The organism is Corynebacterium sp. p3-SID1761 (assembly GCF_055862885.1).
On the sequence record NZ_JBSQBJ010000001.1, the window covers coordinates 169,774 to 192,017 of the forward strand.

Here is a 22,244-nt window from a genome sequence, read left to right on the forward strand (position 1 = left end):
GCTTTAAGAGTCGTTTGCTGCGGCGGCGGTACCAGCGGTCCGGGTGCCGAAGGGTAATGCGGTGACGCCTTCTGGAGGCAGGCCAGCTACATTAGCCAGCACCTCTGCAAAGGCCTTGACATGTCCGGTGAGGTCAGATCCATTAGCGGTCCATGAGGCGCGAAGCTCTAGTTGGAAGGCTCGTGGAGGGCCGCCGATATCGCCGTAGCGGACGGACGCCGTGGAAGTTACCGTGCCACCGAGATCGGTGTATTCACACTCAGGGGAATCGAGCTGCTCCTTGAGCCAATCCCAGGCCACGTCGGGTAGCAATGGGTCAGAGGCGACGGCTGCATCCATGTCGGCTTGGATGTAGGCGACCATGCGCATCTTCTTGCCTTTCCACTGCTCATCGCCTTGCGGGTCATGCAGCAGAATCAGGCGGCCGAAAGCGTCACCGGCGGGGGTGCTGGTACCGTCTTCGGGGTTTTCTTCGGCGGGTAGCACCTCGAGGCCGATGGCGTGGCTGAGGGGTGCGAGGTTGCGGGGCGGGCGGATGTCTCCGACGCTAATGCCGCGACGCACTTGTGCTTCCGACATGGAGCGCACGGCTTCGTGGAAGTACTTTGGAATCTCAGTCTCTTGGCTCACAAGGCCTAAACCTAGCCTTTAAGGTTTGTCCCATTTGTGAGGCGCGCCGACAACGGTTGTGAATGTCTGCCGGCTATTGGTCGCAGGGGTGTCCCCGAGATTCCCGAGCTTTAGTGAGGCGCTGGCATAATGGCACTTATGACGAGTGAGCTAAGCGATTGCACCATCCAGCCTGATATTGCTGCCGCGGAGGCGCGGCGTCGAGCCCACAAGGACGCACCGTTTCTCGCCGCCGCGCGGGGAGAGACCCCGAGCCGTCGTCCGATCTGGATGATGCGTCAAGCCGGACGCTCGCTGCCCGAATACCGTGAGATCCGCAAGAACCATGGAATGTTGGAATCCTGCTTTATCCCTGAGCTGCTGGCAGAAATTACTCTGCAGCCAGTGCGAAGGCACGATGCCGATGCAGCGATTTTGTTCTCCGACATTGTGGTGCCGCTGAAGGCCGCAGGCGTGGATCTAGACATCGTCGCCGGACGCGGGCCAGTCGTGGAACACCCGGTGCGTACCGCGGCGGAAGTTGACGCTTTGCCGATTGTTGAACCCGACCAATTAGAACAAATTGTTGAGGGCATTGGAGGCGTTCTGAACGGCTTGCGAGACGACCAGGTTCTCATTGGTTTCGCGGGTGCGCCTTTTACTTTGGCCTCCTACCTAGTTGAGGGTGGACCGTCCAAGAACCACGAGGTCACGAAGTCTCTGATGCACTCGAACCCCGATGTGTGGCATGCCTTAATGCGCCGATTGACGCCCACTATTATCCATTTCCTCCAGGCTCAGGCGGAGGCCGGCGTGGATGCTTTGCAGCTCTTCGACTCCTGGGCTGGTTACCTCTCTGCACGTGACTATCGAGAGTTTGTGCGTCCTTACTCCACCCAGATTTTCGATGCGATGCGCCCCTATGGCATTCCGATGATTCATTTCGGAGTGGGGACGGGGGAGCTGCTGGGGGATATGGCGCTGGCGGGGCCGGATGTCGTGGGCGTGGATTGGCGGGTGCCAATGGATTCCGCCGCTACCCGTATCAGCGCTGCATTGCAGGAAGCGGATCCGACCGCGGAACCCGGCAGTCGCGCCAAGGTACTCCAGGGCAATTTGGATCCGGCGATGTTGTTCGCCGGACCAGAGGCGGTTGCCCGCGAGATCGCCCGTATTTGTGCCGAGGCTGACCGAGCCATCGAACGAGGTCAGGCGCGGGGTCACATCTTTAACCTCGGCCATGGAGTTCTGCCGAATACCGACCCCGATGCCATCACCCGTGCCTTTGAGGAGGTTCACAAGCGATGAAAGCCAATGAGTTTTCCTGCGACTTTGAAAAGCTAGATACGTCCGGGTTGGAGGGACTTCGAGTAGCTGTCATCGGCGGCGGCATCGCCGGGCTTTCCGCTGCCTGGGAGTTGCGACGCCAGTTGGGGCCGAACGCGCGAATCTTGCTTACTGAAGCCTACGACCGTCTGGGCGGCAAGCTGAAGACCGTGAATTATGCCAACGGCCCGGTGGATATGGGAGCTGAGGCGTATCTGGGTTTCCGTAGCGACTTTACGGAGCTGATTGAATCCGTGGGCTTGGGAGATCAGTTGTGCGTTCCCTCCGGCCTGCCCAGCGGCTTCTTTGTAGATGGCGCGCTGGTGGACATTCCACGCCGGACGCTAATGGGAATTCCCTCGCGAGGCAAAGATGTGGTGGAGGTAGTCGGTGCCGCCGGCGCTGCGCGCGTCGACGCGGAGCGCAATGGCCAACCGATGACGTGGACGCCGGGACAGGACACCTCTGTGGGGCAGCTTGTGGAGGCCCGTCTAGGCCGCATCGTGGTTGATCGTTTGGTGTCCCCTCTTCTAGGCGGGGTGTACTCCTGCAATGCTTTTGACCTGGGTGTGCGCGCCACGTTGCCACAGCTGGCGGAGGAACTCGATAGGCGCGGTAGCGCAGGGGAGCCCTTCTTCCTAGTCGACGCCGTCGACTCCATCCTGTCGCAGCGCCCAGCCCCGCAGAAGGAGGCGAATGGGACAAAGCCCAAGCCCGTTTTCCGCAGCCTCAAGGGTGGCTATGCCAGCCTGGTAGACGCGCTCGTGCGTCACGCCGACCCGGAGGTGCTGCGCAACACCGGCGTCGAATCCATTGGCCGAACCCGCAACGGCTATTACATCGACCCGATCGGAGAGTTCGACGCGGTGATCGTTGCCACTCCCGCACCTACGGCATCGGCGATCCTGCAGTACATGGCGCCTACGGCCGCGGAAGTGTTGGGAGAAATCGATCTTGCCAGCAGCGTTGTCGTTGGTATGCGCATGGCATCTTCCCACGGCATTCCAGAACGCTCCGGTGTGCTGCTGGGCAATGATGCTCCCACTGAGGCAAAGGCTTTCACGTTCTCGTCTCGTAAGTGGCCGCACCTTGCCGAACGCGGGGGAGCCTTCGTTCGCGCAAGTTTCGGCAGCTTCGATAATCCCTGGCACTTAGACGTCGATAACCGTGCACTGCTCAGCTTCGCCGTGGAGGATTTAGAGCGGATTACCGGTGAGCGGAAGAACCCAGAAGAGTATTTCGTCCAGCGATGGTGGGGTGGCCTGCCACGCTACGGAGTGGGATATATGGAGGCTATCTCCCAGGCCTACGACGAGGTATTGGGCATTCGCGGACTGGCGCTGGCTGGCTCCATGCTCAACGGTGTGGGCGTTCCAGCGACCGCAGCGTCCGGTGTGGAGGCCGCGCGGGAGATTATCCGCGAGATGGCATGACCCCGGCCACGGCCAAGCCCTAGAGCCACAGAAGTGGCGTAAATTGGATTTCACATGCGTCTGTCCCGCGTCATGCGGGCAGCGCGCGAGCACATATCAAGAAAGGCTAAAGAGGCTAAACACCATGACTGAACTGAACGCGCAGGAAATCAAGCGTCTCAACGCCGTCGTTCGCTTCGCCACCTACTCGGTCTTCAAGATCGAGCCTGGCGTGCTGGGGGATCGCTCGGAGGTAGCTGCTGATTTTCAGGCATTCATTGATTCCTTTGAGGATGAGGACCTGGCGATCCGCGGCGTCTACGACCTGTCCGCACTGCGCGCCGAGGCTGACGTCATGATTTGGTGGCACGCAGAAAAGATGGAGGATCTGCAGGTTGCCTACCGTCGCTTCCTCAAGGAAACCAAGCTAGGACAGGCTTGCGAGCCGGTGTGGTCCAACACTTGTCTGCACCGCCCGAGCGAATTCAACAAGGCCCACCTGCCGTCCTTCATCATGGGCGAGGAGCCGGGCGATTGGATCTGCGTCTACCCATTCGTCCGCAGCTACGACTGGTACACCATGGAGCGCGCCGAGCGTTCCCGCCTACTGCGCGAGCACGGCAAGGCCGCTCTCGGCTTCGACGAGGTCCGTGCGAACACCGTCCCGGCCTTTGCACTGGGCGACTACGAGTGGATTCTGGCCTTTGAGTCTCCGACATTGGAGCGCATCGTAGAACTAATGCACAAGATGCGCTACACGGAGGCGCGCCACCACGTGCGCGAGGAAATCCCGTTCTTTACGGGACGTCGCATCAATGGCTCCAAGGAAGAGCTGTCAACCTTCGTGGAATCGCTGGCCTAAAGTCCACTGAGAAGAACCCGGTAGCCTGTGGCTAGATCGGATCGGCCTAGATTAGCCCAACCTAGATTAGCCCAGCCTGGACCAGACTAGCTGGGACTAGTGCGCAGCTGGCTTCAGAGTCAGTGCGATGCTGTTAATGCAGTAGCGCAAATCGGTGGGGGTGGGGTAACCCTCACCTTCAAACACGTGACCTAGGTGGCTTTCGCACCGGGCACACAACACCTCAATGCGACGCATACCCAAGGAGTCGTCGACGCGGGTGATGACCGCGTCCGAGTCTTTTGGATCGAAGAAGCTTGGCCAACCGCAGTGCGAGTGAAATTTCTCGGTCGAGCGGAAAAGCTCCGCGCCACAGCCCTTACAGGCATAGATACCTTCGGTTTCGGTATCCGTGTATTCGCCCTTGAAAGGCGCCTCTGTGCCGGCTTGGCGCAGTACTGCAAATTCCTCAGGGGAGAGACGATCGCGCCACTCCTCGTCGGTAAGAGCGCGGAAATCAGTGGTGGGGTTGAGTTCAACCATGAGTCTTTTCTTCTGCTTCCTTCTTGACTGAACCTGTGGCTATTCTGTTGTGCTTTTTTACCGAGGTGCGGGGGGATTTATCCCGGTAGAAAAGGCCATTGGTGTGTAGATCTCCCCAGGGGTGGACGTTGTGGCGTCGATCCCCAATAAACCAGAGCACCGAAACCACCGCGGCAGTGAAGATCAATAGAGACCAACCAATTGTGCCTCGCGTGTATTCCGCCACGCGTCCGTAGTTCACCCAACGGTCGGAGGACCAGGTATCGAGGCTGAAGAAGAAATAAACGCCTAGCCAGGCCATGGGGCTGTGCATGATGGAGCGGGAACACAGCACGGTGAAAATCATCGGAAGGAGCAGCATGGAGTAGTACATCTGTCCCAGGCCGCTGATAAGGAATACACCGGTAAGCAACACCCCAGCCGTAGTGGTCGCCCACATTACCGGCTCGCGATCGCGGAAGCGCAGCAGCATGGCGACGGCGACGACCACGCAGATAGCGGCGAGAATTCGCCACAACCAGATTGTCCAGTCGGGGAACCCGAAATACACGCCGACGCCGGGAATGGAGGAGTTCGCGAAATCGCGTACGCCACCGAGATAGGGCAGTAGCTTGTCGAAGTAATCGCCACCGTTATTGGTCAGAGGGAAAGCAATGACATTGAGAATGATCGGAATTACCACGCCACCTGCAATTGCAGAGAACTGACGCCGCATAAGCGGGATGAACAGTAGGGGCAAGAACTGCGGTTTCACGGTGATGGCCAATCCGATAACTAGCCCAGCCAGCAGACCGCGGTTGTTAAGTAGCAGCCACAGAAAAAGGGATTGTGCCAGAAGTAGTACGCCGTTGATATTGCCGAAGCTCAGGGTGTTGGAGATTGACTCGGTGCTAAAGAGAAAGAAGATGCCTACCGGCAGCACCCAGGAACTCCAGCGGAAATTAAACAACTTCGTGAGCACCATTACCGCCAGCACCGCCGCCACACCATTGGCGAAGACATACAGTGCACGCGCAGCATCGACGTTGGACACTATCGACAGCGGACTCAGTAGCAACGTAGCCCCGGGGGAGTAGAGGTAGTGCGGATCCGTTGACGAATAGTCCTGATCATAGATGGCCTCGTGGGCACGGAACTTGTACAGAGCCGAGATGACCGTCCCAAAGTCATCAGTTGCCCGCGCATTCCATGGGAGCACAAACACCCGGTGGATAAAAGTCATCACGGCCAAAGGCCAGAAGACCCAGCACAACAGCCGGGAAGTGTCTACGCGGGTGGAGCTTGTTTTTTCGGCGTTCATCGCCGGTAGATTTTAGCCTCGGATACTACACCAAGCTCCCTGCCACGCCGCAGGTAGTAAACGAAAAAAGGGGCTAGGGGCCCCTTTTAAAAAAGTGGAGCGGATGACGAGACTCGAACTCGCGACCCTCACCTTGGCAAGGTGATGCGCTACCAACTGCGCTACATCCGCATTGATCAACCACCGTAACAGTACGGCGACTGCTCGTGCGCGATACTGGGATCGAACCAGTGACCTCTTCCGTGTCAGGGAAGCGCTCTCCCGCTGAGCTAAACGCGCTAAAACGACAACCCAAGCCGCCTGAAAGGGCTTGAGCGTGGAGCGGATGACGAGACTCGAACTCGCGACCCTCACCTTGGCAAGGTGATGCGCTACCAACTGCGCTACATCCGCATTCACAGTCACTCTGCTTTACATTCAAGAGCAATGCATCGTTGCTGCGACAACAAACACTAGCCTGTTAGTCTTGCAGTTCACAAATCACCAGGTAGATAAGCCCTCTGGTGGAGGTTTAGGAGGCATACTAGGCGCCCTAGAACTACATAGTTGAAATTTACGGCCGAACTGCTTTTGGTCTTGGCGGTTCGCTGGTGGTAACTTTCATTCCCAGCGGTCAGCAAGGTCGCTTAAGGTTACATAGCCTAAAGGTTCCATAGCTCAGTGGAAGAGCATTCCGTTCACACCGGAAAGGTCGCTGGTTCGAACCCAGTTGGGACCACCATGCACACCGCCTAGCGCAATATCGCTGGGCGGTTTTTGCATTCCTACCCCCAGCATTCGCCCCCATGCGTGCATGCTTGGGAACCGTTGCGGCTACACACACGACTACCTCTCCAGCGATCGAAGCGTGTGCCCGGCAAAAGGGTTTCAGGCTTCGGCGCTAAGGTGTAAGCAGTGTCGTGACAGAAAGGTTCACCGTTTACATGCCTCGCCGTGTTTCTTCTTTTGGACGCCCGCTCGCCCGCGCCCTCGCAGTTTCAGGTGCGGTCGCAGTCGCTTCCGTTGGGGTCAGCTCTCCAGCTTTGGCCCATGATGTGGTGCTGAAGTCGAACCCGGAGGCCAACTCCACGGTTGACCATCTGCCGGAAAAACTCGTTTTGGAGTTTTCTGGCGAACCGCAGGACGGTTTCAACACCCTCGCGTTGTCCCGCGATGGTGAAGTGCTGTTCCGTGGAGAGCCGAAAGCGGATGGTCGCGAGCTGAGCCTGGACGTCCCGCCGGACGTGCAGGCTGAGAAGGAAAACGGGAAGTACATCGTGGGCTACCAGATCACTAGCTCCGATGGTCACTCGACCCGCGGCAGCGTGGAGTTCACTCTCCAGGCTGAAGGTGGCGACAACAATTCCGATACGGGGAGTGAACCAAAGGAGGGGGCACAGGGGGAGCAGTCTCCGAGTGTTCCTTCCTGGTTATTGCCCCTGGGCGGTATCGTCGTAATTGTAGGTGCTTTGGCAATCGCCATCGCACGCTTTCGTGATGTGAAGAAAGACTAGAAATTCTTTGCCTCATGAATAGTTGACGATTACCTGATCAGGAGAATTCCCGTGAAGAAGTTCCGCTCTGTAACCGCCGCCGCACTGGCTCTGACTACTGCCCTTGCACTTTCCGCCTGCACCCCTCCGCATGAGAACGATGGCGGCACGCGCGAGGACACCGCAACCACCGGTCCGGCCACCCCGAGCATTCAGTCCACACAGGAAGCAGCGACGGACTCCAATGAATCTGAGTCCGCTACGGAGTCTGCTTCTGAGTCTGATCTCCAGACTGAGGAGTCTGAGATGAACGGTATGGCCACCGATTCCGCCGAGGCAACCGCCTCCGGCGCAGCATCCGCGTCGGGTGCTGCCAACCAGCACGCGAACCACTAGGGTTCGCACAACTTGTCCGTCCCGGGGCGTACCCCGGGTCGGGGAGTGATGGTGGCAGGCTCCCAACGCCTTTTTGAACGAAAGGTTCGTTATGTCTCTGACCTCCCTCAACGCTTCCAAGAAGCGCGCTGCATCCATGGTTGCCATCGCACTAAGTGGTGCTTTGGTTCTGTCCGCATGCTCCGATAGCGGGGAAGACAAGAAGGATTCCTCTACAGCGACTTCAGCGGCTGAGTCCTCCGCAGCTAAGGACGGCGCGAGTGAAGCGAGCGACAATCAAGAGTTAAAGATTAGCGATGCTTACGTCACCGCTAAGGGCTCCGAGAAGTCGATGACCGCAGCTTTCGGCACCCTGCACAATGGCAGCGACAAGGACATCTCGATTTCCGAGGTAAAGGGTGACATCGAAGGAGCCGACTATCAACTGCACACCGTCGATAAGGACGGCAAGATGAAGCAGGTCTCCGAGTTCGTTGTTCCAGCTGGCGAGGACAAGGTGCTCGAACCAGGTGGCGACCACATCATGATCATGGAGGTCAAGGAAGAACTCTCCGCCGGTGACTCTCTAAATCTGACCCTCGTGGACAAAGACGGCACGGAATACAAGCTCGATAACATTCCGGTCCGCGTACAGCAGTCCACCCACGAACACTACGACCACAGTGGTGGCGAGAAGGGTGCCGAGAAGAGCGGCGAAATGGACGGCATGCATGATCACGAGCACACGCACGAGCACAATCACTAATCGCCATGCCTGACCCCGTACATTCGCGCTCTAATTCCTTTGACGCTTCGAATCCCGAGCCCACAGCCACTAAGCCCGACACGAGCCATAAGCTCTCCCGACGGGGCTTCTTTGCAGGGCTAGGAGTCACCGGCGCCGCATCGGTGCTGGCAGCCTGCAACACTACGGATAACTCCAATGCTTCGACTAGAAGTGATTCCGCTGGAGACAAGGCGTCAATAAGAAAGATCACCTTCGACGGCCCGCACCAAGCAGGCATCCAGGAAGATTCGCAGACCCACGCACTGGTTGTGGCCTTCGATCTCAAGAGGGAGGGCTTGCCGAACGGCGGACTCAAGAAAAACCTGAATCGCTTGATGCGGATTTGGACTGGTGATGCGCGCTCAATGACGCAGGGCGAGACCGCTCTGGCAGATCTTGAGCATGAGCTAACCGTCGCCCCGCAGAACCTAACGGTGACAATGGGGTGGGGGCCGAAGCTGATCAAGGATGCAGGCTTGATGGGTGAGGCGCCTTCCTGGGTGAAGAAGAACCTCAACGGGCTTCCCAAATTCAAGGGCGACAAGCTCAATGAGGATTTTGGTGCCGCCGACGTCGTACTGCAGATCTGCGGTGACGACTTAACGGCGGTCAGCCATGCAGCGCGCGTACTTACCCGCGGCGGACGCGATTATGCGACGCCGAAGTGGACCCAGCGCGGATTTGTCGATTCGCCTACCGGCGAAACCCCCCGCAATCTGTTGGGATTCAAGGACGGCACTGCCATCCCCCGAACAGACAAGGAATACGACGAATCCATCTGGGACGACCAGGGCGGCAGCGCCATGGTGGTACGTCGCATTGTCTTCGATATGCCCGCATGGGAGATGCTGGATCGCCAGTCGCGCGAGATCGTCTTTGGGCGCCACGTGGATACGGGCGCACCTCTGGGTGGCAAAGATGAATTCGACCCAGTGGACCTCAACAAGACTGGTGAAGACGGCCTGCCGTTGATTGACGAGCGCAGCCACGTCGGAATCAGTGCCGGTGAGGGGACGCGTATTCGACGTCGCGCCTACAACTGGGACAACGAGATCACCCCTCTGGGCAACACCGGTTTGATTTTCATCTGCTTCCAGGCCGATCCCGACGAAGCTTTTACGCCGCTTCAGAAGCGGTTGGCGGAGAAGGATCGCCTGAATAAGTGGATTACTCACGTGGGATCGGCGGTGTTCTGGGTACTACCTGGCACCCAAAACGGGGCGTACTGGGGCCAGCAGTTCCTAGAGGGGTAGAATCTACGGTCGTTGAGGACTGTCACCAGGTATGTGACCGTCACTGAAAGCCCGAGAAGGAGCGCGATCTACAAGTGAGTACCCCCGCAAACAACCCAGCCGCTGAAGCGAATCAAGCACCCGTTACCTTCCGGGTGCCAGCCGGCACACCGGCCGGCGCCGCAATGCGCGAGCTGGGGTTGCCGAACAAGGGGCCAGAGGCCATTGTCTGTGTCAAGGAAGCTGAGGGGGACAACGCGGGCCAGTTGCGCGACCTTTCGTGGGCCCCGGAGCAGGACATTGAGGTTACTGCCGTTCCAGCCAACACCGACGAGGGGCGAGGGGTCATTCGCCACTCTTGCGCCCACGTTTTGGCGCAGGCTGTGCAAAAGGAGTTCCCTGGTGCCAAGCTAGGTATCGGCCCTGCCATCGACAACGGCTTCTACTACGACTTCCAGGTTCCAGAGCCCTTCACTCCGGAGGATTTGAACAAGCTGGAAAAGACGATGAAGAAGATCATCAAGTCTGGCCAGAAGTTCGAACGTAAGGCATATGGAGATGTCGAGCAGGCCCGTGCCGAATACACGGAAGAGCCTTTTAAGACCGAGCTGATTGCCGATAAGGGCAATGTGGATCCGGATTCCGACGAAGCCGTCGAGGTCGGGTCTGGTGAGCTGACCGCGTACAGCAACGTCAACCCGCGCACCGGCGAGGTTGAGTGGTACGACCTCTGCCGTGGCCCGCACGTGCCCACCACTCGTTACATCCCGGCCTTTGCATTGACGCGTTCCTCCGCTGCCTACTGGCGAGGTGACCAGTCCAAGGCCGGTCTGCAACGTATCTACGGCACCGCGTGGGAATCGAAGGAAGCGCTGGCCGACTACCAGACGATGATGGCCGAGGCAGAAAAGCGCGATCACCGTCGCCTGGGCCAGGAATTGGATCTATTCAGCTTCCCGGATGAGATCGGATCGGGCTTCCCGGTATTCCACCCAGCTGGCGGAATTGTGCGTCTGGAGATGGAGGAGCACTCCCGAAAGCGCCACATTGCCTCCGGCTATAGCTTCGTTAATACCCCGCACATCACCAAGGGCGACTTGTTTAAGAAGTCCGGCCACTTGGACTTCTACGCCGACGGTATGTTCCCACCCATGCAGCTGGACGGGGAAACCGACGAGGAGGGCAATGTCACCAAGCCGGCGCAGGATTATTACGCCAAGCCGATGAACTGCCCGATGCACAACCTGATCTTTGCCTCACGCGGTCGCTCCTACCGAGAGCTGCCATTGCGTTTGTTCGAGTTCGGCACTGTGTATCGCTACGAAAAGTCCGGCGTGATCCATGGCCTGACTCGCGCTCGTGGTTTTACTCAGGATGACGCCCACATCTACTGCACTGAAGATCAGCTAGAGCAAGAGCTGACCACGGTGCTGGAGTTCATCATTTCCCTGCTTCGCGACTACGGCCTGGACGACTTTTACCTAGAGCTATCCACTAAGGACCCGAACAAATTCGTTGGCAGTGATGAGATCTGGGAGCGCTCCACCGAGATCCTGGAGCGTGTGGCCACCAAGTCGGGTCTGGAGCTGGTTCCGGACCCGGCAGGTGCAGCCTTCTACGGCCCGAAGATTTCTGTACAGGCTCGCGACGCCATCGGACGTACCTGGCAGATGTCCACCGTACAGTTGGACTTCAACCTACCGGAGCGTTTCAACCTCGAGTACACCGCCCCGGATGGTTCTAAGCAACGCCCGATCATGATTCACCGTGCCCTCTTCGGCTCCATTGAGCGTTTCTTTGGCGTGCTGCTGGAGCACTACGCAGGTGCTTTCCCGGCCTGGCTCGCCCCACACCAGGTTGTGGGCATTCCCGTCGCGGACGAGTTCAACGAGTATCTCGAGGACTTCTCCGCCGAGCTGCGTGCGAAGGGCATTCGCGCCGAGGTTGATACCTCCGATGATCGCATGCAGAAGAAGATCCGTAACCACACCACCGGCAAGGTTCCTTTCATGTTGCTGGTCGGTGGCCGGGACGTAGAGGCGGGAGCAGTGAGCTTCCGCTTCCTGGACGGCACTCAGGTCAACGGCGTTCCGCGCGATGTTGCGTTGCGCATCATCTCCACCTGGATCAGCGAACGTCGCAACGATCAGCCCAGCGCGGAACTGGTTCAGCCGTTGGCGGAGGCATAAGGAGGAAGGCCGCAGTGGCAGACGCGTACATCGACGAGGGCGCTGGCTCTCAACCGGACCTGCAAGGCGGCTTGGAGCGGCTGTGGGCGCCGTACCGCTCCCAGTACATTGCGAAGACGACACGCTCTGCGGATCCTTTTTCGACGCTGCCCGAGCAGTCGGATGAGGACGCCCTGATCGTCGCCCGTGGTCAGTCGGTGTACTGCGTTTTGAATCTGTACCCCTATAACCCCGGGCACATGCTGGTGGTTCCTTATCGCCAGGTTGCCGACTACACCGAGCTAACGGATGAAGAAACCGCGGAGCTAGCGGAGTTTACGAAAACTGCGCTTAAGGCTCTGCGAGCTGTATCGAAGCCCGATGCAGTGAATGTCGGACTCAATCTGGGCAAAGCTTCCGGCGGCTCAATTCCGACACACCTGCACCAACATATAGTGCCCAGGTGGGTCGGTGATGCTAATTTCATGACAGTCATGACGGGTGCCAAAGTGCTGCCGCAGACGCTGCGGGAGACGCGCGCACTGTTGGCCGAGGCTTGGGAAAGAATCACTCGTTCCGCCGACTAGCGTGTCACGATTTTTAAGGGAGAAAAACTTCAGCGATGCTTAGTGTGCACGGCCGCGGTCCCGCCGCGGTCATCATTGAACCGATCGCCCGGACGCTGCACAAGCTGGGGATCTCCCCAAATGCAGTGACAATCTTCGGAACCCTCTTGGCGATTGGTTTCGCACTCTGGCTCATCCCAACGGATCACCACTTCGCGGCCGCGGTTCTGATCGGGCTCACCGTCGCCACGGATATGGTGGACGGCACTATGGCGCGCATGCGCGGGGGAGGTACCCGCTTCGGCGCTACCCTCGATGCCACTTGTGACCGTCTTAGCGACGGCGCCATCTTCGGTGCACTGGTGCTGTGGTTTGGCCTGCAGGATCCCACCAACGAGGTCATGATGGCTGTCTGTCTGGTGATCCTCGTTGCCAGCCAAGTCACCAGCTATGTAAAGGCGCGCGCCGAAGCCTCCGGGATCAAGGTTGTTGGCGGCCTCGTTGAGAGGCCGGAACGCCTCATCATCTCGTTGGTGGCCGTGGGCCTCGGCGGGCTAGGGATACCCCATGTATTGGCGTGGGGACTGTGGATCCTAGCTGCCGGCTCGCTGTATACGGTCATCGAGCGTTTGGTTATCGTCGCTCGTTCCGACGCCGCATCTCAGACCATCGCCGCACCCGAGGGAGCCCGAGAGTTTCCGTCGGATGGGGGTGGAAACAAGTGAAGGAGAAGCTCACTGCCGCGGCATATATCGCGGGTTGGAAGGTGACCTCCAGGTTGCCGAAGCCATTGGCGAAAGTTTTGTTTGAATGGGGCGCAGACGTGGCGTCCCAAAAAGGCAAGGGGCCAGAACAACTCCGCCGCAACCTCGCCCGCGTCGTCGGACCAGAAAACGTGACGCGCGACCTCGTTCGCCGCTCCATGCGCAGTTATATGCGCTATTGGCGCGAAGCCTTCCAATTGCCTGCGATGGCGGGGCGCGAGCTGGCCGAGGAACTCAACCGCAACTTCGTTCCGGGGTCCCTTGAACTATTGCATGCCAGCGCGCAATCGGGACGCGGGACGGTGATCGCACTGCCACACGCCGGTAACTGGGATATGGCCGGAGTATGGCTGGTCCACCACTATGGCACCTTCACAACCGTGGCAGAACGGCTGAAGCCGGAGAGCCTCTTCGAGGCATTTGTGGAGTACCGGGAAACTCTTGGGTTTAAGATCATTGCGCTGACCGGATCGGCGGTGCCGCCGCTGGAGCAGATGGAGGAAGTCTTGCGCGGCGGTGGGACGGTGTGCCTCATGGGGGAACGGGATCTGACTGGGCGCGGGGTGGAAGTGGAGTTCTTTGGGGAAAAGACCTCCATGCCAGCTGGTGCTGCATTGTTGGCACAGCGAACCGGGGCGAATCTGTTCACTGCTCGAGTTGCCTTTCGCGGGGGCTCGACGGATCCCTCTCCGGTACGGCGCGGTGACCCCGAAACCTGGGAGCACGAGGTTACACCGGTGGCAGTAGAAGAGCAGACTCTGCAGCAGATAGTGCAGGAAATGGCCGATAATTTTGCTCGCGGAATCGCCCAGGATCCGCAGGATTGGCACCTGCTACAGCCACTGTGGTTTGCGGATCTCTCACAGTCTCGGCGACAGCGTCTCGGGTTGGAAGAGTCACCAGGGGAGGACGCATGAGAATCGGGATGGTGTGCCCGTACTCCTTTGACGAGCCGGGCGGCGTGCAGATTCACGCCATTGACCTTTGCACTGAGCTGCGGAAGCGCGGCCACGAGGTAAGTCTGATCGGGCCGGGTAAGTCAGCTGATGGATTGCCGGATTTCGTGGAACTGGGCGGTTCCAGTATTCCTATCCGCTATAACGGTTCCGTTGCGCGTTTGAGTTTCGGTCCGCGTACAAAGAAGCATCTAAAGCAGTGGATCCGTGACAATCAGTTTGATTTGCTGCACATCCACGAGCCGAATTCGCCGTCTTATTCGATGATGGCTATGGCGGTGGCCGAAGGGCCTATCGTAGCGACGTATCATGCGTCGGCCAGTGAGTCGAAGGTTCTTAAAATGGCTCTGCCGTTTTTGCGCCCGTATCTGGAACGCATCCACGGTGGCATTGCGGTGTCTGAGGAGGCACGGCGCTGGCAGGTCGAAAACCTGGCTGGCGACCCGGTGCTTATTCCCAATGGGGTGGAAACCAGTGTTTACCGCGGCGCACAACCGCTGGCCGGTTTGGATTCGCCGGGGGAGCACCGCCCGCGTCTGATGTTCCTCGGCCGTTTTGAAGAGCCCCGTAAGGGACTGCAGATTTTGCTTGAAGCGATGCCACGCATCGTTGCGGAAGTTCCACAGGTAGAGCTGATAATCGCAGGTGGTGGAGATATGGATGCCCTGGTGGAGCGTGTGAGGGATTTGGGGCTGTCGGCCACCGTAGGGCTTGGGCCTAGTGACGCCCACGTGCGGGTGCTCGGGCGTGTGAGTGACGCAGACAAAGCCAGTGCGCTCAGCGCCAGCGATGTTTATGTGGCGCCGAACACCGGCGGTGAGAGCTTTGGAATCGTCCTTGTTGAAGGTATGGCAGCCGGAGCCGCGGTGCTTGCCAGTGATATCCCCGCTTTTGAAGCCGTGGGGCAGCACGGTGTTTCCGCGCGCTTATTTAGTAATGGTTCGGCAGCTGATCTGGCAGACAAGGCCGTGGGGTTGCTGCGCGATGACGCCGCCCGGAATTCGTTGGTGGCAGCGGGTTCGACGCGAGCGGTGGATTTCGACTGGCAGACGGTGACCGATCAGGTGGAACAGGTCTATGACACTGTGACCGTCAAAGGCAGAAAGGTGACTTTGGCATGATCACTCTCCCCGTGTGGGCATTTATCGCCGCGCTGGTGCTGATCTTGGTTGTCTGCATCGCTATTTGGGCATCCGGAATGGCTAGCAGGCTGAATCGACTACACATTCGCACAGATTCCGCGCGCGTAAGCCTGGAGGGCGCGCTGCACTCTCGTTCTAGCGTTATCGCTGCGTTGCAGCCGGAACTGGGGCAAGAAGTAGCAAAGGTGAACCGGGTGGCTCTGCGAGCTACCGATATGGGGGCACGCAGTGAGGTGGAAAACGAACTACTTGGCGTGCTCAAGCAGGAGGTATGGTCCAACCCCAGTTTTCTGGAGGCCTCCGCAAAGGTAGACCTGGCCGCGCGTTTCTACAATGACGCAGTATCTGACACCCTAAGCGTGCGTACGCGTCCTTTGGTGCGTGGACTTCGGTTGGCAGGTCGTGCGCCGCTTCCGGAGTACTACGAGGCATTACTCTCTAGTCCTGCGCCCTCCCAAGGTTCGTCTTCGCAAGGCTCTTCACGGGGCTCTTCACAAGACGCTTCTCAGGATGCTTCGAAAGAGACTGGCGGTAGGGAAGGCCAATAAGCCAATCCCCAATAGCGGGATCGGGAACTAGACAGGTTAGACTAGAACGGATCTAACACTCTTCAAAGATGGGACATTAAGCATCGTGACTACTAATTCTCCTGTTGCGAACACCGGCACCGCTCGCGTGAAGCGTGGCCTGGCTGACATGCTCAAGGGCGGCGTCATTATGGACGTCGTTACCCCAGAGCAGGCAAAGATCGCCGAGGATGCCGGCGCAACCGCCGTCATGGCGTTGGAGCGCGTGCCCGCCGATATCCGCGCTGAGGGTGGCGTTTCTCGTATGTCCGACCCGGACATGATCGAAGGAATCATTAACGCCGTTTCGATCCCGGTAATGGCTAAAGCACGCATCGGTCACTTCGTCGAGGCACAGGTTCTGCAGTCCCTGGGCGTCGATTTCATCGATGAGTCCGAGGTACTGACCCCCGCCGACTACAAGAACCACATCGACAAGTTCGACTTCGAGGTTCCTTTTGTCTGCGGTGCTACGAACCTGGGCGAGGCTCTGCGTCGCATTAACGAGGGCGCAGCGATGATTCGTTCCAAGGGCGAAGCTGGCACCGGAGACGTGTCCAACGCTGTGACCCACATGCGCACCATCCGCGCGGAGATTAACCGCCTTACCTCCATGGCTGAAGATGAACTGTACGTTGCAGCCAAGGAACTGCAGGCTCCTTATGAGCTGGTTCGCGAGGTCGCCGCAAATGGCAAGCTTCCGGTAGTACTGTTCACCGCTGGCGGCATCGCCACCCCAGCCGACGCAGCGATGATGATGCAGCTCGGCGCAGAGGGCGTATTCGTGGGCTCTGGCATCTTTAAGTCCGGCAACCCGGAGCAGCGTGCTCGCGCTATTGTGCAGGCCACCCAGAACTACGACGACCCGGCGACGATTGCCAAGGTATCTCGTGGCTTGGGTGAGGCTATGGTGGGCATTAATGTCGACGAGATCCCGCAGCCGCACCGACTGGCAGAGCGCGGCTGGTAATGAGCCCGCACCGTCCGAAGATCCTGGATGTCCTGGATCTGGAGCGCATCGACCGTGACATCTTCCGCGGCAGTCCACTGCCGTCGAAGTTGGCACGTACCTATGGTGGACAGGTTGCCGCGCAGGCTCTGGTTGCGGCTACTCGCACAGTGAGTGACGAGTTCAGCGTGCATTCACTGCATGGCTACTTTGTAGGTCCTGGTAATCCCGACGTGCCGACGGTGATGTTGGTTGACCGCGTACGCGACGGTCGCTCTTTTGTCTCCCGTTCTGTCAAGGTGTTGCAGGACGGTAAGGCAATCTTCATTATGCAGGCCAGCTTCCACATCCGGAACGATCATGGTCCGCAGCACTCCGACGAGATGCGGGCAGTGCCAGATCCGGAGTCCATTGTGGTGGATACCGATTCTCTGAGTCGAGTGCAGCGCCTCTTCCGCGACGAGTGGGCTGATTGGGATGTTCGCATCGTTCCTCCGGAAGACTACGAGCACAACAAGTACACGGCTTCCCAGCAGGTGGTGTGGTTCCGTACTAAAACCCGGTTGCCGGATGTGGACACCTTGCACGTGTGCACCCTGGCCTACATGTCGGATATGACGTTGTTGTCCTCGGCGCTGGTACCGCACCGTCCGGCGGAGTTCCAAGAGGCCTCGCTGGATCACGCCATGTGGTTCCTGCGGCCTTTCCGCGCTGATGAATGGCTGTTGTACGACCAGATTTCCCCGTCCGCACACGGCGGACGAGCACTAACCCACGGAAGAATCTTTAACCAGCAGGGTGACCTTGTGGCTGTGGTGACCCAGGAGGGTCTGACCCGCAGTCTGCGCGAAGGTGCCCAGTCGGTTCCGTTAAAGGAGCAATAGAACATTGATTATTGGCGTGCTAAGCGTTCAGGGCGGCTTCGTTGAGCATATGCGCAGTATTGAACGTTTGGGTCATGAGGCTCGCGCTGTGCGTCGCACCGAACACTTAGAGGGGCTGGATGGTCTAATCCTTCCCGGCGGCGAATCCACCACCATGTCCAAACTGCTAGAGCTCGGTGGAATGCTGGAGCCGCTGCGCGCCGCGATTGCCGACGGCCTGCCGGTGTTCGGTACTTGTGCTGGATTGATTCTTTTGGCCGACCGGGTTCTTGATACTCGTGCTGACGCCCATAGTCTGCACGCAATGGACATCTCAGTCAGACGCAACGCGTTCGGTCGGCAGGTGGATTCCTTTGAGACGCAGCTGCCGTTCGGAGATATCGACACGCCCGTGGAGGCCGTGTTTATTCGCGCTCCCAAGGTGGAGGAAGTGGGCGATAGTGTCGAGGTTGTGTCCTCCTTGCCAGATGGAACTATTGTCGGGGTACGCCAGGGGCACGTACTGGGATGTAGCTTTCACCCGGAACTTTCCGAGGATGACCGGGTGCACAGCTACTTTGTGCGGATGGTCGAGGAACACCGCGCAGCAGACTAACTGTGGTGGTGCGGTGAGGGGACGTCACCAAAAAATACGATGCGTGTGACAGGGCCGGTGCGGAAGGGGTCTAGTATGGACTCGATAAAGACAAACCCGACTACCGAAAGAGGAACATGTCCGGCCACTCCAAATGGGCAACAACTAAGCACAAGAAGGCTGCCAACGACGCGAAGCGTGGTAAGGAATTTGCCAAGCTGATTAAGAACATCGAAGTGGCGGCTCGCACCGGTGGTGGCGATCCCAGCGCGAACCCAACGCTGCAGGACGCAATCACGAAGGCCAAGAAGTCCTCGGTACCCAACGACAACATTGAGCGTGCCCGTAAGCGTGGTTCCGGTGAAGAGTCCGGTGGCGCGAACTGGGAAACCGTCATGTACGAAGGTTATGGGCCCAATGGTGTAGCGATGCTGATCGAGTGTCTGACTGATAACCGCAACCGCGCTGCAACCGATGTACGTACCGCTATGAATAAAAACGGCGGCAACATGGCCGATGCGGGCTCGGTGTCCTACTTGTTTACGCGCAAGGGCGTGGCCGTGCTCGAAAAGGGCGAGTACAGCGAGGACGATATTCTGATGGCCGTGCTGGATGCCGGGGCGGAAGAGGTTAACGACATTGGCGACAAGTTCGAAGTCGTGTGTGAATCCAGCGATATGAATGCGGTGCGCGACGCGCTAAAGGCAGCAGAAATCGATTACGACTCGGTTGAGCTCGACTTCCGTGCCTCCATGGAGGTTCCGGCGGATGCGTCCACCGCAAAGAAGGTATTTAACCTGATTGATGCTCTGGAAGATTCCGACGATGTACAAAATGTGTTCACCAATATGGATTTGAGCGAAGAGGTCCTCGCGGAGCTTAACGACTAGTTTTGGAACACCTGTGCTATTCTTGGTGGCACGATGAGTATTCCACACAATTCAGCCTGGGGTAGTCCCGCCGGCGGTCCGACTTCGCTGGCGGGGCTGCGGGTTATGGGGATTGACCCTGGGCTGACTCGCTGCGGACTTTCCGTAGTGCAAGCGGGGAAGGGGCGGGCTGTGTATCCCGTAGCTGTGGGGGTGGTGCGCACTCCAGCGGACATGCCGCTGGAGCGGCGCCTGCACAAGCTTTTTGAGGCGGTAGAACAATGGTTCGACGACTACCAACCACACGTTGTAGCACTAGAGCGCGTGTTTGAACGGTCGAATGTGTCTACGGTGATGAATACTGCCCACGCCTCCGGAGTGTTGATGCTGGCGGCGGCCAAGCGTGGGGTAGAAGTGCACATGTACACACCTAGTGAGGTGAAGAAGTCCATCAGCGGCAATGGGCGGGCGGATAAGGGGCAGATGACGCGCATGATTACCCGCATCCTGGGGCTCAGTGAACCGCCAAAGCCACCGGACGCGGCGGATGCATTGGCACTGGCCGTATGCCACTGCTGGAGGGCACCGTTGAACCATCTAGTAAAGGGGAAACCATGATCGCATCGCTGCGCGGAACCGTCATTGACAAAGGTCTCGATTTTGTAGTCATCGAGTGTGGCGGTGTGGGCTATGAGTGCATGGGCACGGCCACAACCATTGGCGACTTGCCACGCGGTGAGGAGGTGTTTGTGACCACCGCTATGGTGGTGCGCGAGGATTCCCAAACCCTCTACGTGTTTAAAGATCGCGACGAAAAACGTGCCTTTGCTACGTTGCAGTCCGTCTCCGGCGTGGGAGCACGGCTCGCATTGGCCATTTTGTCGGTGATTTCGCCACAGGAACTAGCTTTGGCTGTTTCCAATGGTGACCACAAGACGTTGCAAAAAGCTCCTGGCGTGGGCAAGCGCTTGGCAGAGCGCATGGCGGTGGATCTCAAGGGCAAGGTTGCAGATCTCGGTGAGATTGCCGACGGCATTGCTGCGGGTATTGCCGGGGCTACCGGGGCTGCCGCTGATGTGCAAGCGGTTTCCTTCGGCGTACGTGAGCAGGTCATCGAGGCGCTCACGGGCTTAGGCTTCACCGAATCGAAGGCGCAGAGTACCGTCGAGAACGTATTGGCGCAGTGGCCAGAACAGTCGGCTCCGGATGCCTCCGCACTTCTACGAGCCTCACTGGCAGCTATCAAATAGGCAGCCGGACAAGCTGGACAAGCCCGACAATAGGGAAGGCATCAAAGAATCATGAGCGACATCGAGCGGACAGAATTCAAACTACCGCCAGGTATTGGCATGAGCTCAGCCCCCGGAAATGCATCGGGAAATTCAGCCGCAGCACAAGGTGGCTTCGTTCAAAACGCCGATCTGAACCCCCAGGAAACCTCTGGGGACACCGATATCGATACCTCGCTACGACCTAAGTCTTTGGACGAGTTCATCGGTCAGCCGAAGGTGCGCACTCAGCTGGATCTGGTGCTCGGCGGCGCCCGCTCTCGCGGAGTCACACCGGATCATGTGCTGCTGGCCGGGCCGCCCGGTCTTGGCAAAACCACGATGGCGATGATTATTGCCCAGGAACTTGGCACCTCCCTGCGCATGACCTCTGGTCCGGCATTGGAACGCGCGGGCGATCTGGCCGCCATGCTTTCTAACCTCATGGAGGGCGATGTTCTCTTTATCGATGAGATTCACCGCATGGCTCGTCCCGCCGAAGAGATGCTGTACATGGCGATGGAAGACTTCCGCATCGACGTGATCGTGGGCAAGGGGCCAGGAGCAACTTCTATTCCCATTGAGATCGCCCCGTTTACCCTGGTCGGCGCAACAACCCGCGCGGGTATGCTGACCGGGCCGCTACGAGATCGGTTCGGCTTCACTGCCCAGATGGAGTTTTACGACGTCGCGGATCTCACCCGTGTTGTCACACGTGCCGCGGGGATCCTCGGCGTTGATATTAACGGTGACGCCGCAGCAGAGATTGCCTCGCGTTCCCGCGGAACGCCGCGAATTGCCAACCGCTTGCTACGCCGAGTGCGCGACTTCGCGGACGTAAATGCGGACGGAAAGATCACCCTGGAGGTGGCGCGAGCTGCCTTGCTGGTGTTCGACGTTGACGAGTCCGGACTGGATAGACTCGACCGAGCCGTCATCGAAGCCCTGGTGAAGGGCCATGGTGGCGGGCCGGTGGGCGTCAACACCCTAGCCCTAGCGGTAGGGGAAGAACCGTCCACGGTCGAAGAAGTGTGCGAACCCTACCTTGTGAGGGCAGGCATGGTGAGCCGTACCCCACGAGGGCGAGTGGCTACTGCGGCGGCATGGCGACACATTGGATTAGAACCGCCGGAGGGCACCATCGGGCTGTAGTCGAACGAGTAGGGCGATATGGCAAGATTGTCACTATGCCAAATGACATTATTCTTATTGTCCTCGTCCTTCTGGTCTTTGTCGGCTTGCCGCTGATTCAGATCCGCAAGCAGAACAAGCGGCTACAGCAGGTTCGTGACTTCCAAGAGCAGCTGGGCCCGGGCATGGTTGTAAAGACGACTTCGGGTTTGCACGGTCGCGTAGCGCACGTGGGGGAGACCACGGTTGATCTGGAGATCGCCAAGGGAGTTGTGACCACCTGGGAAAAGATCTCGATCCTGGAAACCGTGGATGCTGTGGAACCCGGTTCCCAGCAGGAAACTCAATTGACTGACCGCCACGTAGAAAAGTCGGATAACCACACCGACGACTAAGGAAATTCGTGGCAAAAATCCCCCAAGAGTTGGCGCTTTAAGCAGTGTCTGGTGTTTAAAACACCCCTGGCAAGGCGCTAGTATCACGGGGTTAGATGTTTTACTACACCGGCGG

General features: G+C 58.7%; 24 protein-coding genes and 4 tRNA genes. 22 read left to right on the top strand and 6 right to left on the bottom strand.

Going from position 1 to position 22,244, the window contains the following annotated elements:
- Positions 1 to 3: 3 nt before the first annotated feature.
- The gene (locus ACWXWJ_RS00755; RefSeq protein WP_473963244.1) at positions 4 to 630 is read right to left on the bottom strand and encodes a DUF3000 domain-containing protein; all 627 of its coding nucleotides are present in this window, start codon (positions 628 to 630) and stop codon (positions 4 to 6) included.
- 129 nt (positions 631 to 759) lie between these two features.
- Between ACWXWJ_RS00755 and hemE the strand changes: the two genes are divergently transcribed.
- From hemE to hemQ, 3 genes are all read left to right on the top strand, one after another.
- Positions 760 to 1,917, top strand: a complete 1,158-nt coding sequence (gene hemE, locus ACWXWJ_RS00760) for a uroporphyrinogen decarboxylase (protein WP_473963245.1) — start codon at positions 760 to 762, stop codon at positions 1,915 to 1,917.
- Entirely contained in the window at positions 1,914 to 3,368 is a 1,455-nt protein-coding gene (hemG, locus tag ACWXWJ_RS00765) for a protoporphyrinogen oxidase (RefSeq protein WP_473963246.1), read from the top strand. The genes hemE and hemG overlap by 4 nt, the downstream gene beginning before the upstream one ends.
- Positions 3,369 to 3,492: 124 nt before the next feature.
- Positions 3,493 to 4,209, top strand: coding sequence for a hydrogen peroxide-dependent heme synthase (gene hemQ, locus ACWXWJ_RS00770; protein WP_473963247.1), 717 nt, complete (start codon positions 3,493 to 3,495; stop codon positions 4,207 to 4,209).
- A 96-nt stretch (positions 4,210 to 4,305) separates the two neighbouring features.
- Here hemQ and msrB read toward each other — a convergent pair whose 3' ends face one another.
- The 5 genes from msrB to ACWXWJ_RS00795 all read right to left on the bottom strand — a co-directional run bounded on the left by msrB (position 4,306) and on the right by ACWXWJ_RS00795 (position 6,424).
- Entirely contained in the window at positions 4,306 to 4,731 is a 426-nt protein-coding gene (gene msrB, locus ACWXWJ_RS00775; RefSeq protein WP_293790312.1) for a peptide-methionine (R)-S-oxide reductase MsrB, read from the bottom strand.
- The gene (locus tag ACWXWJ_RS00780) at positions 4,724 to 6,031 is read right to left on the bottom strand and encodes a glycosyltransferase family 87 protein (protein WP_473963248.1); all 1,308 of its coding nucleotides are present in this window, start codon (positions 6,029 to 6,031) and stop codon (positions 4,724 to 4,726) included. The genes msrB and ACWXWJ_RS00780 overlap by 8 nt, the downstream gene beginning before the upstream one ends.
- A 95-nt stretch (positions 6,032 to 6,126) precedes the next feature.
- Positions 6,127 to 6,202: transfer RNA gene (locus ACWXWJ_RS00785), tRNA-Gly, on the bottom strand.
- A 36-nt stretch (positions 6,203 to 6,238) separates the two neighbouring features.
- Positions 6,239 to 6,310: transfer RNA gene (locus ACWXWJ_RS00790), tRNA-Val, on the bottom strand.
- A 38-nt stretch (positions 6,311 to 6,348) separates the two neighbouring features.
- Positions 6,349 to 6,424 (bottom strand) — tRNA-Gly (locus ACWXWJ_RS00795).
- Positions 6,425 to 6,677: 253 nt separating this feature from the next.
- Between ACWXWJ_RS00795 and ACWXWJ_RS00800 the strand changes: the two genes are divergently transcribed.
- The 19 genes from ACWXWJ_RS00800 (at position 6,678) to yajC (ending at position 22,129) form a co-directional block, all read left to right on the top strand.
- Positions 6,678 to 6,752, top strand: a tRNA-Val gene (locus tag ACWXWJ_RS00800).
- 178 nt (positions 6,753 to 6,930) lie between these two features.
- Positions 6,931 to 7,524 (top strand): copper resistance CopC family protein, encoded by a 594-nt coding sequence (locus ACWXWJ_RS00805; protein WP_473963249.1) that lies wholly within the window; start codon positions 6,931 to 6,933, stop codon positions 7,522 to 7,524.
- 51 nt (positions 7,525 to 7,575) lie between these two features.
- On the top strand, positions 7,576 to 7,899 hold the full coding sequence (locus tag ACWXWJ_RS00810; protein ID WP_473963250.1) for a hypothetical protein: 324 nt from the start codon (positions 7,576 to 7,578) through the stop codon (positions 7,897 to 7,899).
- Between the two features lie 91 nt (positions 7,900 to 7,990).
- Positions 7,991 to 8,644, top strand: a complete 654-nt coding sequence (locus ACWXWJ_RS00815; protein WP_473963251.1) for a copper chaperone PCu(A)C — start codon at positions 7,991 to 7,993, stop codon at positions 8,642 to 8,644.
- Positions 8,645 to 8,649: 5 nt separating this feature from the next.
- The gene (locus ACWXWJ_RS00820) at positions 8,650 to 9,918 is read left to right on the top strand and encodes a Dyp-type peroxidase (protein WP_473963252.1); all 1,269 of its coding nucleotides are present in this window, start codon (positions 8,650 to 8,652) and stop codon (positions 9,916 to 9,918) included.
- 164 nt (positions 9,919 to 10,082) lie between these two features.
- On the top strand, positions 10,083 to 12,086 hold the full coding sequence (thrS, locus tag ACWXWJ_RS00825; protein ID WP_293791568.1) for a threonine--tRNA ligase: 2,004 nt from the start codon (positions 10,083 to 10,085) through the stop codon (positions 12,084 to 12,086).
- A 14-nt stretch (positions 12,087 to 12,100) separates the two neighbouring features.
- Positions 12,101 to 12,652 (top strand): HIT family protein, encoded by a 552-nt coding sequence (locus ACWXWJ_RS00830; protein WP_293791560.1) that lies wholly within the window; start codon positions 12,101 to 12,103, stop codon positions 12,650 to 12,652.
- 35 nt (positions 12,653 to 12,687) lie between these two features.
- The gene (gene pgsA / locus ACWXWJ_RS00835; RefSeq protein ID WP_293791559.1) at positions 12,688 to 13,356 is read left to right on the top strand and encodes a phosphatidylinositol phosphate synthase; all 669 of its coding nucleotides are present in this window, start codon (positions 12,688 to 12,690) and stop codon (positions 13,354 to 13,356) included.
- Entirely contained in the window at positions 13,353 to 14,312 is a 960-nt protein-coding gene (locus ACWXWJ_RS00840) for a phosphatidylinositol mannoside acyltransferase (RefSeq protein WP_473963253.1), read from the top strand. The genes pgsA and ACWXWJ_RS00840 overlap by 4 nt, the downstream gene beginning before the upstream one ends.
- Complete coding sequence (locus ACWXWJ_RS00845; RefSeq protein WP_473963254.1) at positions 14,309 to 15,472, top strand: glycosyltransferase family 4 protein; 1,164 nt, start codon at positions 14,309 to 14,311, stop codon at positions 15,470 to 15,472. Before ACWXWJ_RS00840 ends, ACWXWJ_RS00845 begins: the two co-directional genes overlap by 4 nt.
- A complete protein-coding gene (locus tag ACWXWJ_RS00850) occupies positions 15,469 to 16,041 on the top strand; it encodes a hypothetical protein (RefSeq protein ID WP_448307611.1) in 573 nt (190 codons plus the stop codon). Before ACWXWJ_RS00845 ends, ACWXWJ_RS00850 begins: the two co-directional genes overlap by 4 nt.
- Positions 16,042 to 16,126: 85 nt before the next feature.
- Complete coding sequence (gene pdxS, locus ACWXWJ_RS00855; RefSeq protein WP_293791554.1) at positions 16,127 to 17,029, top strand: pyridoxal 5'-phosphate synthase lyase subunit PdxS; 903 nt, start codon at positions 16,127 to 16,129, stop codon at positions 17,027 to 17,029.
- A complete protein-coding gene (locus ACWXWJ_RS00860) occupies positions 17,029 to 17,892 on the top strand; it encodes an acyl-CoA thioesterase (protein ID WP_448307612.1) in 864 nt (287 codons plus the stop codon). Before pdxS ends, ACWXWJ_RS00860 begins: the two co-directional genes overlap by 1 nt.
- 4 nt (positions 17,893 to 17,896) lie before the next feature.
- Positions 17,897 to 18,487: a pyridoxal 5'-phosphate synthase glutaminase subunit PdxT gene (pdxT, locus tag ACWXWJ_RS00865; RefSeq protein WP_293791552.1), complete on the top strand. Its 591-nt coding sequence runs from the start codon at positions 17,897 to 17,899 to the stop codon at positions 18,485 to 18,487.
- A gap of 116 nt (positions 18,488 to 18,603) precedes the next feature.
- The gene (locus tag ACWXWJ_RS00870) at positions 18,604 to 19,356 is read left to right on the top strand and encodes a YebC/PmpR family DNA-binding transcriptional regulator (RefSeq protein WP_293791551.1); all 753 of its coding nucleotides are present in this window, start codon (positions 18,604 to 18,606) and stop codon (positions 19,354 to 19,356) included.
- A gap of 33 nt (positions 19,357 to 19,389) precedes the next feature.
- Positions 19,390 to 19,953, top strand: coding sequence for a crossover junction endodeoxyribonuclease RuvC (gene ruvC, locus ACWXWJ_RS00875; RefSeq protein ID WP_473963255.1), 564 nt, complete (start codon positions 19,390 to 19,392; stop codon positions 19,951 to 19,953).
- The gene (gene ruvA, locus ACWXWJ_RS00880; protein WP_293791549.1) at positions 19,950 to 20,585 is read left to right on the top strand and encodes a Holliday junction branch migration protein RuvA; all 636 of its coding nucleotides are present in this window, start codon (positions 19,950 to 19,952) and stop codon (positions 20,583 to 20,585) included. The genes ruvC and ruvA overlap by 4 nt, the downstream gene beginning before the upstream one ends.
- A gap of 51 nt (positions 20,586 to 20,636) precedes the next feature.
- Positions 20,637 to 21,755, top strand: a complete 1,119-nt coding sequence (ruvB, locus tag ACWXWJ_RS00885; protein ID WP_293791548.1) for a Holliday junction branch migration DNA helicase RuvB — start codon at positions 20,637 to 20,639, stop codon at positions 21,753 to 21,755.
- A gap of 35 nt (positions 21,756 to 21,790) precedes the next feature.
- Positions 21,791 to 22,129 (top strand): preprotein translocase subunit YajC, encoded by a 339-nt coding sequence (gene yajC / locus ACWXWJ_RS00890; protein ID WP_293791547.1) that lies wholly within the window; start codon positions 21,791 to 21,793, stop codon positions 22,127 to 22,129.
- Positions 22,130 to 22,244 lie beyond the last annotated feature (115 nt).